A 14193-nucleotide genomic window follows, 5' to 3' on the forward strand; every position below is an offset into this window, starting at 1 on the left:
AACTCCGCGGCCAGCGAAATGAAGCCGGCCGCGGCTTACGAGCGATGCCGCCCGCCGACGACGCGCAGATTGGCGCGCCGGTCGCGGGCGGAGCCGCCGAAGCCGATGCCCTTCGCCTCCGGGCCGAGAACCACGAGGGCCGTGACCGCGACGGCCGCCGCCCCGCCGAACAGGGCGAGCGCGAGCGCGTAGTTGCCGCCGAGCTGGGCGGTGAGCATCGCCTGCAGCGTGACGGTGGACGAGGCGATCAGGTTGCCGGTCTGGTAGACGAGGCCCGGGAAGGTGCCGCGCACCGCTTCCGGCGACAGTTCGTTGAGGTGCACCGGCACCACGCCCCACGCGCCCTGCACGCAGAACTGCACCAGAAAGCCGCCGACAGCCAGCCAGGCCGGCGAACCGCCGAACGCCCAGAGCGGCAGCGCGGGCAGGGCGAGGATGGCGGCGATCGCGATGGAGCGGCGCCGGCCGGCGCGGTCGGACAGCCCGCCGAAGAAGATGCTGCCGACCACCGCGCCGAAATTGTAGACGATGGCGACCAGGCCGACCTGCGAGGTGTCGAGGTGGCGCTGGGTCTCCAGGAAGGTCGGATAGAGATCCTGCGTGCCGTGGCTCATGAAGTTGAACGCGGCCATCATCAGCGCGGCCCAGACGATCAGCTTGCCGTTGCCCTTGATGACGGCGCCGAGCGAGAGCTTGCGGCCGGCCTTCGCCCGTTCAACGAAGGCGGGCGATTCGTCGACATTGCGGCGGATGAACAGCACCACGAGCGCGGGCAGGGACCCGAGCATGAACAGCCCGCGCCAGCCGACGTGGTCGAACAAGAGGAAGAAGAACAGCGAGGCCAGCAGGTAGCCGGCGGGGTAGCCGGATTGCAGGATGCCGGAGACGAGGCCGCGGACCTTGGAGGGCACCGTTTCCATCGCCAGCGAGGCGCCTACGCCCCACTCGCCGCCCATGACGATGCCGTAGAGCGTGCGCAGCACGATCAGCATGGTGAGATCGGTGGCGAAGCCGCTGGCGAATTCCAGCCCCGAATAGAGCAGGATGCTCGTCATCAGCACCGGCCGCCGCCCGATCCGGTCGGCGGCGAGGCCGAACACGAGGGCGCCGATGGGGCGCACCGCGAGGGTCAGGAAGATCGCGACCGACACGCTCTCGATGGTGGTGCCGAACTCCTTCGCGATCTCCACCAGCACGAACACCAGGATGAAGAAATCGAACGCATCGAGCATCCAGCCGAGATAGCTGGCGACCACCGTCTTGCGCTGCTGGGGCGTCAGCAGGGTGAGCGGAGCGAAGAACGACGTGAGAGCAGACATGACCCAGCCTCCCTAGAGCGCCGTTGATTGTCGCGCCATTCCGCACGCGCAGGAAGGGGCATAAAAGGAACGGCATCGACGTCTTATCGGCGCGGATGGACCGAGGCGTCCCGCACAGCCATCCGGCGGATTTGCCGTTGCCGCGATGCACCGCCGTCGCTACTGTCCGCGCACTTTTTCCGGCCCGGCCCTGGCCGCCGGGCATCCCTTTGCGAGGTGCCTGCCGATGACGGACGAAACTCCGTCTTATCTGCGTCCCGAACGTTCGTTCCAGGGGCTCATCCTCACGCTGCAACGCTTCTGGGCGGAGCGCGGTTGCGTCGTGCTGCAGCCCTACGACATGGAAGTGGGCGCGGGTACGTTCCACCCCGCGACGACGCTGCGTTCGCTCGGCCCGCTGCGCTGGAACGCGGCCTATGTGCAGCCCTCCCGCCGGCCCAAGGACGGGCGCTACGGCGAGAACCCGAACCGGCTGCAGCACTATTACCAGTTCCAGGTCATCATGAAGCCGTCGCCGGCCGACCTGCAGGACCTCTATCTCGGCAGCCTCAGGGCCATCGGGCTCGATCCGCTGCTGCACGACGTGCGCTTCGTGGAGGACGACTGGGAAAGCCCGACGCTCGGCGCGTGGGGGCTCGGCTGGGAGTGCTGGTGCGACGGGATGGAAGTCTCGCAGTTCACCTATTTCCAGCAGGTCGCCGGCTTCGAATGCACGCCGGTCTCAGGCGAGCTGACCTACGGTCTCGAACGGCTGGCGATGTATATTCAGGGCGTGGAGAACGTCTACGACCTGAACTTCAACGGCCGCGAGGGCGCCGAGAAGGTGACCTACGGCGACGTGTTCCTGCAGGCTGAGCAGGAATATTCCCGGCACAATTTCGAGCACGCCGACACCGACCTGCTGCTGCGCCATTTCCAGGACGCGGAGCGCGAGTGCCGCCACCTGCTGGAAGCCGGCGAGAACGGCGACCGCCACCTGATGGCGCAGCCGGCCTACGACCAGTGCATCAAGGCGAGCCACGTCTTCAACCTGCTCGATGCGCGCGGCGTGATTTCCGTGACCGAACGGCAGAGCTACATCCTCCGGGTGCGCGAGCTCGCCAAGGCCTGCGGCGGCGCCTGGCTGAAGACCGCGGCCGGCGGCGCGGGCGGCTGATCGCCCCGACGCCCCGCACGGCCGCACCGCCTTCCCTTTTCGCCGCACAGATCGAATAAACACCGATGCCCGACCTTCTTCTCGAAATCATGTCCGAAGAGATCCCGGCGCGGATGCAGCGCCGGGCTTCGGCCGACCTCGCCGCGCTCGTCACCGAAGGGCTGACGGCTGCCGGCCTGACCAGCGAGCACCTGCGCGCCTTCGCGACGCCGCGGCGCCTTGCGCTGCAGGTCTCCGGCCTGCCGGCGCGCTCCGCGGATGTGGAGGAGGAGCGCAAGGGACCGCGCGTCGGCGCCCCGCAGGGCGCCATCGACGGTTTCCTGAAGGCCTCCGGCCTCGCTTCCATCGACGAGGCAACGGTGGTGTCGGACCCGAAGAAGGGCGATTTCTACGTCGCCCGGACCGTGAAGCCGGGGCGGCCGACCACCGAGATCGTCGCCGAGATCGTGCCCGACGTCATCCGCCGGTTCCCGTGGCCGAAATCGATGCGCTGGGGCACGGGAACGCTGCGCTGGGTGCGGCCGCTGACCTCGATCCTCTGCACCTTCGGACCCGAGACGGAAGACCCCGAGATCGTCCGCTTCGAGGTGGACGGCATCGTCTCCGGCAATGTCACCTACGGCCATCGCTTCCACGCGCCCGGCCCCATTGAGGTGAAGCGCTTCGACGACTATGTCGCCAAGCTCGAGAAGGCCTATGTGGTGCTCGATCCCGACCGGCGCCGCGACATCATTCTGCACGACGCCAAGGACCGCGCGCTCGCGCTCGGCCTCGAACTCGTCGAGGATGACGCGCTGCTGACGGAAGTGGCCGGCCTCGTGGAATGGCCGGTGGTGCTGGTCGGTTCGTTCGATCCCGCCTTCCTCGAGATCCCCGACGCGGTGATCCGCTCCACCATCCGCGCCAACCAGAAGTGCTTCGTGCTGCGCAACCCGGAGACGGGCCGGCTGGCGAACCGTTTCGTGCCGACCGCCAATATCGAGGCCAGCGACGGTGGCAAGGCCATCGTCGGCGGCAACGAGCGCGTGGTGCGCGCCCGGCTATCCGATGCCAAGTTCTTCTACGAGACAGACCTGAAGGTACCGCTGGAAGAGCGGGCGAAGAAGCTCGACATCGTCACCTTCCACGAGAAGCTCGGCACCCAGGGCGAGCGGGTGGAGCGCATCGCCGCGCTCGCCCGCGAGATCGCACCCATTGTCGGGGCCTCGCCGGAGGACGCAGAGCACGCCGCCCGGCTTGCCAAGGCCGACCTCGTGACCGAGATGGTCGGCGAATTCCCCGAGCTGCAGGGCTTCATGGGCCGGCGCTATGCCGAGAAGCAGGGCGTTTCGCCGGCCGTCGCGGCGGCGATCGAGGAACACTACAAGCCGCAGGGCCCCTCCGACAGCGTGCCGACGGCGCCGGTTTCGGCGGCCGTGGCGCTTGCCGACAAGATCGACCTGCTGGTCGGGTTCTGGGCGATCGACGAGAAGCCGACGGGCTCCAAGGATCCGTTCGCGCTGCGCCGCGCCGCGCTCGGCATCATCCGCATCCTGATCGCCACCGGCGCGCCGGTGCAGCTTCACCCGCTCATCGAGGCGAGCCTCGATCTCTATGGCCCGCGCAGGCGCGGGGGCGCGGCGACGGACGAGATCGTCAAGGACCTGATGTCGTTCTTCGGCGATCGCCTGGAAGTGCAGCTGCGCGACCAGGGCGCCCGCCACGACCTCGTCAAGGCGATCCTCAACAGCCAGGGCAGGGGCGTGCAGTCCAACATCGTCAACATCGTCAGGCGCGTCGAGGCGCTCGGCCGCTTCCTGGATGGCGACGAGGGTGCGAACCTGCTCGCCGGCTACCGTCGCGCCGCCAACATCCTGAAGGCGGAAGAGAAGAAGGACGGCCTGCAGCACGATCCGCGCGGCATCGATCCCGCCCTCCTGACGGAGCCGGAGGAGAAGGCGCTGTTCGAGGCCATCGGCGAGGCCACGGGCGCGGCGGAAGCCGCCGTCGCGGTGGAGGATTTCGGCGGCGCGATTTCGGCGCTGTCGCTGCTGCGCGCCCCCATCGACGCCTTCTTCGACCAGATTCTCGTCAATGCCGAAGACCGCCGCATCCGCGCCAACCGTCTCAGGCTGCTGGCTGCGATCCCGGCGGCGACGGCCGCTGTCGCCGATTTCAGCCGCATCGGCGGCTGAGCGCAGGCGAGCCAGGGGCGCCGCGCGGCGCCCCTGCCCGGCGGAGATCTCCCGCCCCATTGAGGTGGCAAGCTGGCGCCTCCGGCCTGACCGCACCGGTCGGGCCCGATGAAATCCGTTTCCACGCCTGGGGATCCGTGCTCTAAAATCGGTGCGCGGCCTCGCGATGTCGAAGGGGCCACGGGGCTCCGATCCAGCGGCTGAGGCACGCGACATGAAGCAGGCGTTCGCCGAGTTCCTCGGCACGTTCATGCTGGTTCTGATCGGCTGCGGCGCCGCTGCCAGCGCGAATCTCGGACCGGGGTCGGTGGTCGTCGACGGGGTCGGCGTCGGGCTGGCGTTCGGCTTCGCGTTCGTCGCGGCAGCGTCTGCGATCGGGGCTATCTCCGGCTGCCACATCAATCCGGCCGTGAGCTTCGGCTTCCTCGTCGCCGGCCGCATCGATGCCCCGACCTTCCTGCGCTATGCCGTGGGCCAGATGCTGGGCGGCATCGCCGCCGCCTGCACGCTCTACCTGATCCTCTCGGGGCGCGAGGGCGGCTGGAACGGAAATCTGGGCCAGAACCTGTGGGGGCATGGCGTTCCCGACAGCTACGGAATGGCCTCGTCGTTCTTTTTCGAGACGCTCGGCACCTTCCTGTTCATGGCGACCTTCCTCGGCGCCACTTCGGCCACGAGCGCGACGCGGATGCGGGGAGTCGCCGGCCTCGCCATCGGCTGCACCATCGTCGCGCTGCACATCGCCGGGATGAACATCTCCAACGTCTCGATCAATCCCGCCCGCTCGTTCGGGCCGGCGCTGATCGGGCTCGCGGCCGATCCGCTGGCGTTCAAGCAGGTGTGGCTGTTCGTGATCGGCCCGCTGGCCGGCGCCGGTATCGCCGGCACGCTCTACAAATCCGGCGTGCTGCGCCCGGGCGAAGACCCGGATGGCGGCGACACGGCGGATATCGACTGAGAGGAGAGGGCGGGTCACTGGCGCGACCTGACGCCGGCATGACCTGACGCCGGCATGACTAGAGCGCTTTCCGATCTGATGGAATCATCAGATCGACAAGAAATCGCTCCAGATTCAAAAGCTTGAGCATATCCTTGTCGTTCAGATCGATCCGATCTGAACGGGATATGCTCTAGCCGCCATCGCCGCGAGCCGGGCAAGGCGACGCCCGGTAGAACGGCGGTTCGTCCCGGGCGTGCGGTCGTTGGGAATTATCTCAGGCGATGGTGGTGCCGAACACCCGGCGGAACACCGTGTCGACGTGCTTGAGGTGGTAGCCGAGATCGAACAGGGACTCGAGCTCGGCCTCCGACAGGTAGGCGCGCACGTCCGCATCCGCCTTGAGCAGGCTGAGGAAATCGCCGCCCTGCTCCCACACCGGCATGGCGTTGCGCTGCACGAGGCGGTAGGCGTCCTCGCGCGATGAACCCTTCTGGGTGAGCGCCAGCAGCACGCGCTGCGAGTGGACCAGCCCGCCGAGCAGATCGAGATTCTTCTGCATCCGGTTCGGGTAGACCAGCAGCTTGTCGACCACGCCCGCGAGCCGCACCAGGGCGAAATCGAGGGTGACGGTCGCGTCCGGCCCGATCATCCGCTCCACCGAGGAATGCGAGATGTCGCGCTCGTGCCAGAGGGCGACATTTTCCATCGCGGGCAGGGCGTAGGACCGAACCATGCGGGCGAGGCCCGTGAGGTTCTCGCTCAGCACCGGGTTGCGCTTGTGCGGCATCGCCGACGAACCCTTCTGGCCCGGCGAGAAATATTCCTCCGCCTCCAGGACCTCGGTGCGCTGCAGGTGGCGGATTTCGACCGCGAGCCGCTCGACCGACGAGGCGACCACGCCGAGCGCGGCGAAATAGGCGGCGTGACGATCGCGCGGGATGACCTGGGTGGACACCGGCTCGGGCACGAGGCCCATGGCCTCGGCGACATGCTCCTCGACCGCCGGATCGATGTTGGCGAAGGTGCCGACGGCGCCGGAAATGGCGCAGGTGGCGACTTCCTTGCGGGCGGCGACGAGACGGTCGCGGCCGCGCGCGAACTCGGCATAGGCCTGGGCGAGCTTGAGGCCGAAGGTGACCGGCTCGGCATGGATGCCGTGGCTGCGGCCGATGCAGGGCGTCATCTTGTGTTCGAACGCGCGCCGCCGGAGCGCGGCGAGCACGAGGTCGATGTCGGCGATGAGCAGGTCGGCGGCGCGAACGAGCTGCACGTTCAGGCAGGTGTCCAGCACATCCGACGAGGTCATGCCCTGATGGATGAAGCGGGCGTCCGGCCCGACGAACTCGGCCAGATGCGTCAGGAAGGCGATGACGTCGTGCTTCACCTCACGCTCGATGGCGTCGATGCGCTCGACATCGAAGGTGGCGGCGCGGCCCTTTTCCCAGATGGTCGCCGCCGCGGACTCAGGGATCACGCCGAGTTCGGCAAGCGCGTCGCAGGCGTGGGCCTCGATCTCGAACCAGATGCGGAACCTGGTTTCCGGCGACCAGATTTCGGTCATCTCCGGTCGGCTGTAGCGCGGGATCATCGTGGCATCCTCGGATTCTCTGGCCCTGCCCGGCGAAGACGCGGAACGGGGCGCGAATGAAACGGGCTCAGGCGCGCAGCGCCGCGATGCGGGCGGCATATTCCGCCGGCCCGCCCTTGAACACGGCGGAACCGGCAACCAGCGCATCGGCGCCGGCGGCGATGACGAGCGGCGCGGTTTCCGGCGTGATGCCGCCATCGACCTGAATGCGGATCGGCCGGTCGCCGACCATCGCCTTCACGCGGCGCACCTTCTCCACCATCGCCGGAATGAACGCCTGCCCGCCGAAACCCGGATTGACCGTCATCACCAGGATGAGGTCGAGCCGGTCGAGCAGGTATTCGATGGCGCTTTCGGGCGTCGACGGCACGATCGAGACGCCCGCCTTCTTTCCGAGATGCCGGATCGCCTGAAGCGAGCGGTCGACATGGGGCCCGGCTTCGGCGTGGATGGTGATGCGGTCGCAGCCGGCTTCGGCGAAGGCTTCCAGATAGGGATCGGCCGGCGCGATCATCAGGTGGGCATCGAACGTCTTGGCGCTGTGCGGCCGCAGTGCCTTGATGACATCCGGACCGAAGGTGATGTTCGGCACGAAATGCCCGTCCATCACGTCGAGATGGATCCAGTCCGCACCGGCCGCATCGATGGCGCGGACTTCCTCGCCGAGCTTCGAGAAATCCGCCGACAGGATCGAAGGCGCGATCACGACGGCGGGGGAGGCGGAGGTCGACGGGGTGGCGGCGCTCATCATCGGCTCCGGGCTTCGGGACGGTCGGGAAATCGGGCGCGAAAGCGGATTGCGGGCCGCGTAGCACGACCGGCGTTGCGAGGCAAACCGCTGTTGCGCGCGGCCTCGCGGAGGCTTAACAGCATGGCCGGGCAGGGCGGCGGCGCAGGCTTCGGCTGGCCGCTTCGATGCCGCCGGCCCCCTTCCCTCCATCTCTCTGGAATCGCTGCATGATTCCGTTCAATCATTCGTCCGGCGACATGCTGGCCGACCGTCGCTTCGAATATGGCGAGGGGCTGATGGCCGACGGCGATGCCGCGGCCGCGGCCGAACTGTTCGAACAGGCACTCGAACGGGCGCCCGAATGGGCCGCCGCGTGGGCGGCGCTCGGCGCCGCGCGGCTGGCGAACGGCGACCGCGCGGGCGCCGCCGGCGCCTATCGAGCAGCCTTGCGGTTCGCCCCCGCCGACCCGTTCGCCGCCTCGCTGAAGCTGGCGCTGATCGAGGGCACAGAGGCGCCGGAGAGCCCGCCGGATGCCTATGTCCGCGAGCTGTTCGACCAATATGCCCCGAAGTTCGAGGCGGCGCTGGTGGGCGATCTCGACTACCGCGCGCCGGCCCTGCTGGCCGCCCTGATCGCCAGCGCCGCCGGCGGCGCCGCGTTCGGACGCGCGCTCGATCTCGGCTGCGGCACCGGCCTGATGGGAGAAGAGATCCGCGCCGATGTGCGCCATCTCGAAGGCGTCGACCTTTCGGCCGCGATGGTCGACGCCGCGGCGGGCAAGCGCGCGGACGGACGGCCGCTCTACGACGCCCTGTCGGTCGGCGACGTGGTGGCCCATCTCGCCGCATCCCGGGACCGCTACGATCTGATCGTGGCCGCGGATGTGTTCTGCTATCTCGGCAATCTCGCGCCGGTGTTCGAGGCAGCGGCGGCGCGCATGGGGCAGGGCGGGCTGTTCGCCTTCTCCGTCGAGCGCGGCGACGACGCCGGCAGCGGCTGGACGCTGCGGGACTCGATGCGCTTCGCCCATGGCCGCCGCTATCTGGAGGACACGGCGCGGGCCGCCGGCTTCACGGTTTCGCACCTCGACGAGGCCGACCTGCGCCGCGATCGCGGCGTTCCGGTCGGCGGCTATCTCATCGTCCTGCGGCGGTGATGCCGGTTGCGGCCGGGCGGCGGCGGGGACTTGAGGCCACCGGGCTTTGCCGCCGGGACTTGCGGCCGGGACTTGCGGCGGATCAGCGAAGCACGATTTATAGAACGTCAAAACAGCCGCCCCATGCCCGCCCGGCACTGCTTCCGGCGTTGTGGGCCGATGTGAACGGAATGGTCGTTCGATGATCTCCTTGCCCTGTCGCCACCGCAGCCGCATCCAGCGGATGGAGCGCCGCCGATGACGGGAAGCCGCGATTCCCTCGACGGCCGTTTCCTGCCGGCCGCCGGCTCGCCGCCGGTGGAATGGGTCGTCGAGGACCGGCCGGTCGGCTATGCCGAGGCGGTGGCCGAGATGGAGGCGCGCGCGGCGGCGATCGCCGCGGGACAGGCGGCCGAGCGGGTCTGGCTCGTCGAGCATCCGCCGCTCTATACCGCCGGCACCAGCGCCGATCCCGCCGACCTGATCGATCCCGACCGCTTTCCGGTGTTCGAGAGCGGCCGCGGCGGCCAGTACACCTATCACGGGCCCGGCCAGCGCGTGGCGTACGTGATGCTCGATCTCGGGCGCCGCAAGCGCGATCTGCGCGCCTTCATCGCCGCGTTGGAAGCCTGGCTGATCGACACGCTCTGGCAGTTCAACGTTCGCGGCGAGCGCCGCGAGGACCGCGTCGGCGTGTGGGTTCGCCGTCCCGACAAGGGCGAGACCGCCGAGGACAAGATCGCCGCCATCGGCATCCGCGTGCGCCGCTGGGTGTCGTTCCACGGCATCTCGCTCAATGTCGAGCCGGAACTCGACCACTTCGGCGGCATCGTTCCGTGCGGCGTCAACGAGCACGGCGTGACGAGCCTCGTCGATCTCGGGCTTCCGGTGACCATGCACGACGTCGACGCGAACCTGCGGGCGGCGTTCGGCACGGTGTTCGGGCCGACGGTGATCGTCGAGCCGGACCGCATCGCACGGCCTGAACAGGAGCAAGCTGAACAGGAGCCGCTCGAACCGGCCGCGATCCCGGCGGCATAGCCCGCCGGCGGCCGTTGCCTATGCGTCGATCCCCTATTCCACTCGTTCCATAATGCTGATTATCCGACTCGCGTCCAACGCCGTGCGGATCGCTTGGATATTCTGCATTCCGACGAGATTTCAATGTCTTGATGGGACTTCCCGCCTCGGCGCGCGGATGCCCGTCGCCGCGCCGCCGATGTCGTTCGGTTACCGGCCTGCCCGCGTCATGGAACCGGCCGCGCTTTCCCGCAGCCCGGCCGTTCCGATGGGCGCGCCGGTGTTCTAATCTCGCCCGTCTCACGCGCGAGTCGGCCGCCGATGCCCCAATCGGTGTTTCCCCGGCCGGCTCGTCGCGATTTCACAGACGTCGCCGCCGGCAAACGCCGCGCTCGCGGAACGCCCAAACGCCCGGGAAAGACTGGCCATGACCTCCGTGCCGCGTTCGTCCTCCGTGTCCGTATCGCCGGCCGAGGAACAGCTGTCTTCCGCCGACGTGAGACCCGGCCGCGACATCGTGGACCTGCTGGCGATCATGGCGCGCCTGCGCGACCCCGAGCGCGGCTGCCCGTGGGACGTGGTGCAGACCTTCGAGACCATCGCGCCCTATACCATCGAGGAAGCCCACGAGGTTGCCGACGCCATCGCTCGCGGCGACATCGATGATCTGTGCGACGAACTCGGCGATCTGCTGCTTCAGGTCGTGTTCCACGCCCGCATCGCCGAGGAAGCCGGACAGTTTGCGTTCCCGGATGTGGTGGAGGCCATCACGACCAAGATGATCCGCCGGCATCCCCATGTGTTCGGCGACGCGGGCGCGCGGACGTCGGCGATGGCCAAGGGACAGTGGGAGGCGATCAAGGCGCAGGAAAAGGCCAGCCGCGCCGCCCGGCGCGCCGAGCGCGGGCTGGAGCCGGAGCACCGCAGCCTGCTCGACGGCATTCCGGCCGCCCTGCCCGGCCTGACTCGTGCCGTCAAGCTTCAGGACAAGGCCGCAACGGTCGGATTCGACTGGGATAATCCCCGTCTCGTGCTCGCCAAGATCCGCGAGGAGATCGATGAACTGGAGGCCGAGATCGATGCCGGCCGCGACAGGGAAACGGCGGCCGAGCTGGGCGACGTGCTGTTCGGCCTCGCCAATCTCGCCCGCCATCTGAAGGCCGATCCCGAGGCCGCGCTCAGGAGCACGAACGAGAAATTCCGGCGTCGCTTCAATTATATCGAGCGCGCTCTTGAGGCACGGGGTGAAACCCCGGCACAGGCGAGCCTCGACGAGATGGAAGCGCTCTGGCAGGAGGCCAAGCGCGAGGAGATCTGACCCGCGCCCCGACAGGCGAAGCGGCCAGCCCCCGCCGGCGCGAGACCTGACTGGATATCATACGCGGCTAGATGAACGCGGCGAAGGCCGGGTGGTGTTCGATGATGCCCCCGGGCGCCATTGCCGGCCAGCCTGATCGCCGGCCGGCATCGTGGCGGGAATCAGTTGTCGCCTCCGTCGTCGGAACCGCCGTCGTCCGCTGAGCCACCATCGTCCGAAGAACTGTCATCGACTGCATCGCTGCCATCGGATGCACTGTCGTCTGAACTGTCGTCGGACGTTGCCGACTCATCGCTTGCATCGCTGTCATCGGATGCACTGTCGTTTGAACTGTCGTCGGACGTTGCCGACTCATCGCTTGCATTGCTGTCCTCGGACGCACTGTCGTCTGAACTGTCCTCGGACGTTGCCGACTCATCGCTCGACGTCTCCTCCGACGTCGATTCCTCACTCGATGTTTCCTCGCTCGAAACGGATTCCTCCACAACCGATTCCTCGCTCGTATAAGCGCTCTCGATCTCGGTGGTCTCTTCCGAGACATATTCGGAGTAGGAGAACGAGCTTTCTTCGGTCGTCGTCGCTTCCCAGGTCGAGACTTCGGAGACCGAATAGGTCTCATTGTAGCTTTCGAGCGTGATGATCGCCGCCAACGCGACGATGGCGCCGGCACGGTCGATATTGACATTGTAGTTCGAATTGCCGGTCTTCAGACCGCGGCGCACCGCGATATCGACATCGATGGGCTTCTTCACCTTGTGCCCGCCGATCTCGACCAGAACATCGCCCGGCTTGATCCCCTGCTTGTCCGCCGCGCCGCCTGGCTTCACGGAAACGACGAGCAGGCCGTGGGCGGACTTGTCGAGCTTGAAAACCTTCGCGACCTTCGCATTGATCGGCATGAGGAGAGCGCCCAGAGCCCGCGAAATCGCCGGCTTCGGCAGACCGTGCGCCGCTGGCGAAGCGGCAAAGGCGGCGTGTGGCCCGGCAACGGGCAGGACGGAATGCGCGATCGACAGCGCAATGGCGCTGGCGGCAATAATCACTTTCTTCTTCATAGGACAGCTCCAGCCCGAAAGTCGGCGCCGAACCTTACGCTTCGCCGCGTACGACACAAGGGACCCGAATGCCCGACGACCTCTCCCGATATTGCCCTGGCCGGTGCCTCCGCGACGAGGCTGATGGTGAGGGCGCCGGCTGCCCGCAGGGCATCGATCAGCGCGGATTCGCGCTGATTGCTGAAGGGATGATCGCGGAACGCCTGCACCACGATGTCGGCGATGGCATCGCGGTCGGCGGCCTCCTCGTCCCGGATGACGAAGCCGGGCGCTTCTGCTGCCGGGAGCCGGCCCGACCTCGCCTCAACTCTGCAGGTAACGGCCCGCGCGGGACCGGAACAGATCGGCCTGACGGGGCGGAATGCGGACGGTGAGCCGCACGCCGTCGTCCGCATCGACCCGGTCGATCACCTCGACGGAGCGGTGCAGCCACGCCAGCAGCTCGCCTTCCGTGACCGGCACGCGCAACTGGCGTGTGGCGCGGCCGCTGGCGAGCTCCGCCTCGACGCGGGCGACGAGCGCGTCCGTGCCCTCGCCCGTGAGCGCGGAGACCGCGACGGCGCCCGCCGGGGCCTCGGCCGCCAGTTTGGCGCGCCGTTCCTCGTCGAGCATGTCCACCTTGTTCCAGACCTCGATGACGCGCCGCGCATCGCGGGCATCGACACCGAGGAGGTCGAGCGTCTTCACCACGTCCGCCGCCTGGGCATCGGTATCGGGGTGGGAGATGTCGCGGACGTGCAGGATCAGATCGGCCGAGACCACCTCCTCCAGCGTCGCGCGGAAGGCGGCGACGAGATGCGTCGGCAGTTCGGAGATGAAGCCCACGGTGTCGGACAGGATCGCCTCGCCGCCGTGGGGCAGCTTCACCTTGCGCAGCGTCGGGTCGAGCGTGGCGAACAACAGGTCCTGCGACAGCACGTTGGCGTCCGTCAGGCGGTTGAACAGCGTCGACTTGCCGGCATTGGTGTAGCCGACCAGCGCCACGGTCGGATGCGGCACCTTCTTGCGGTTGGCGCGGTGCAGGCCGCGGGTGCGCTTGACCTCTTCGAGTTCGCGCTCGATGCGGCCGATGCGCTCCTGGATCTGGCGGCGGTCCGCCTCGATCTGGGTCTCGCCGGGGCCGCCGAGGAAGCCGAAGCCGCCGCGCTGGCGCTCAAGGTGGGTCCACGTGCGCACGAGGCGGCTTTTCTGCCACTTCAGATGCGCGAGCTCGACCTGAAGCGTGCCTTCCCGCGTGCGGGCGCGGGCGCCGAAGATTTCAAGGATGAGCGCGGTGCGATCCAGCACCTTGGCGCTCCACGCCTTTTCGAGATTGCGCTGCTGCACCGGTGACAGCGGATGATCGACGATGACGAGATCGGCCTTCTCGGTCTCGACGATCCGCCCGATCTCCTCGACCTTGCCCGTGCCGAACAGGGTCGCGGGGCGCAGGTTCGGCAGGCGGACGACGTAGGCGCCGACCACTTCGAGATCGATGGCTTCGGTCAGGCCAACAGCCTCGGCGAGTTTCGCTTCCGGCGAGCGCGCCCGGGCGGCTGCGTCTGCTTCGGCCGAAGGCCGCGCGCCGGTGTGGACCGGCATCAGCACGACGGCGGCCGTGCGCGGCTTCTCGTGGCTGGCAAGGGCCGTCCCGTGCAGGTCGGCGGCGCCCTCTTCCGGGGCTTCATGGTCGAACGGTTCGTCCGATGTCGGTCTGGTGGTCAAGCGGTCTTTCCTCATCCCCGGCCGGGGATTGCGAATGGCACAAAAAATCCGGG

The 14193-nt window shown here is 68.1% G+C and carries 11 protein-coding genes; 6 read left to right on the forward strand and 5 right to left on the reverse strand.

All coding sequences use genetic code 11. From position 1 onward, the window contains the following. Positions 1–35: 35 nt before the first annotated feature. A complete protein-coding gene (locus tag BUF17_RS02005; RefSeq protein WP_073625523.1) occupies positions 36–1319 on the reverse strand; it encodes an MFS transporter in 1284 nt (427 codons plus the stop codon). Between the two features lie 226 nt (positions 1320–1545). Here BUF17_RS02005 and BUF17_RS02010 point away from each other — a divergent pair, with 226 nt between their 5' ends. The 3 genes from BUF17_RS02010 (at position 1546) to BUF17_RS02020 (ending at position 5607) form a co-directional block, all read left to right on the forward strand. Further along, positions 1546–2475 carry a glycine--tRNA ligase subunit alpha gene (locus BUF17_RS02010; RefSeq protein ID WP_073625524.1) on the forward strand — a complete coding sequence of 310 codons (930 nt, stop codon included), beginning with the start codon at positions 1546–1548 and terminating at the stop codon, positions 2473–2475. Positions 2476–2540: 65 nt separating this feature from the next. Beyond that, positions 2541–4649, forward strand: coding sequence for a glycine--tRNA ligase subunit beta (gene glyS / locus BUF17_RS02015; protein ID WP_073625525.1), 2109 nt, complete (start codon positions 2541–2543; stop codon positions 4647–4649). A gap of 214 nt (positions 4650–4863) precedes the next feature. Continuing rightward, positions 4864–5607, forward strand: a complete 744-nt coding sequence (locus BUF17_RS02020) for an MIP/aquaporin family protein (protein WP_073625526.1) — start codon at positions 4864–4866, stop codon at positions 5605–5607. Between the two features lie 256 nt (positions 5608–5863). Here the strand turns inward: BUF17_RS02020 and purB are convergent, their stop codons facing one another. Further along, on the reverse strand, positions 5864–7177 hold the full coding sequence (gene purB, locus BUF17_RS02025) for an adenylosuccinate lyase (RefSeq protein ID WP_073625527.1): 1314 nt from the start codon (positions 7175–7177) through the stop codon (positions 5864–5866). A 67-nt stretch (positions 7178–7244) separates the two neighbouring features. Further along, a complete protein-coding gene (gene rpe, locus BUF17_RS02030) occupies positions 7245–7925 on the reverse strand; it encodes a ribulose-phosphate 3-epimerase (RefSeq protein ID WP_073625980.1) in 681 nt (226 codons plus the stop codon). A gap of 209 nt (positions 7926–8134) precedes the next feature. Between rpe and BUF17_RS02035 the strand changes: the two genes are divergently transcribed. The 3 genes from BUF17_RS02035 to mazG all read left to right on the forward strand — a co-directional run bounded on the left by BUF17_RS02035 (position 8135) and on the right by mazG (position 11381). Next, a complete protein-coding gene (locus BUF17_RS02035; RefSeq protein WP_175563585.1) occupies positions 8135–9064 on the forward strand; it encodes a class I SAM-dependent DNA methyltransferase in 930 nt (309 codons plus the stop codon). Positions 9065–9301: 237 nt separating this feature from the next. Beyond that, positions 9302–10084, forward strand: coding sequence for a lipoyl(octanoyl) transferase LipB (gene lipB, locus BUF17_RS02040; RefSeq protein WP_073625528.1), 783 nt, complete (start codon positions 9302–9304; stop codon positions 10082–10084). Positions 10085–10559: 475 nt separating this feature from the next. Continuing rightward, the gene (mazG, locus tag BUF17_RS02045; protein WP_073625982.1) at positions 10560–11381 is read left to right on the forward strand and encodes a nucleoside triphosphate pyrophosphohydrolase; all 822 of its coding nucleotides are present in this window, start codon (positions 10560–10562) and stop codon (positions 11379–11381) included. A 161-nt stretch (positions 11382–11542) separates the two neighbouring features. On the opposite strand, the gene BUF17_RS02050 is transcribed toward mazG, so the two are convergent. Together BUF17_RS02050 and hflX are read right to left on the reverse strand one after the other, a co-directional pair. Beyond that, entirely contained in the window at positions 11543–12436 is an 894-nt protein-coding gene (locus BUF17_RS02050; RefSeq protein WP_073625529.1) for a PDZ domain-containing protein, read from the reverse strand. Positions 12437–12739: 303 nt separating this feature from the next. Next, entirely contained in the window at positions 12740–14155 is a 1416-nt protein-coding gene (gene hflX, locus BUF17_RS02055) for a GTPase HflX (RefSeq protein ID WP_073625530.1), read from the reverse strand. Positions 14156–14193 lie beyond the last annotated feature (38 nt).

The sequence above is a fragment of the Pseudoxanthobacter soli DSM 19599 genome, assembly GCF_900148505.1.
Taxonomy (GTDB): Bacteria; Pseudomonadota; Alphaproteobacteria; order Rhizobiales; family Segnochrobactraceae; genus Pseudoxanthobacter; species Pseudoxanthobacter soli.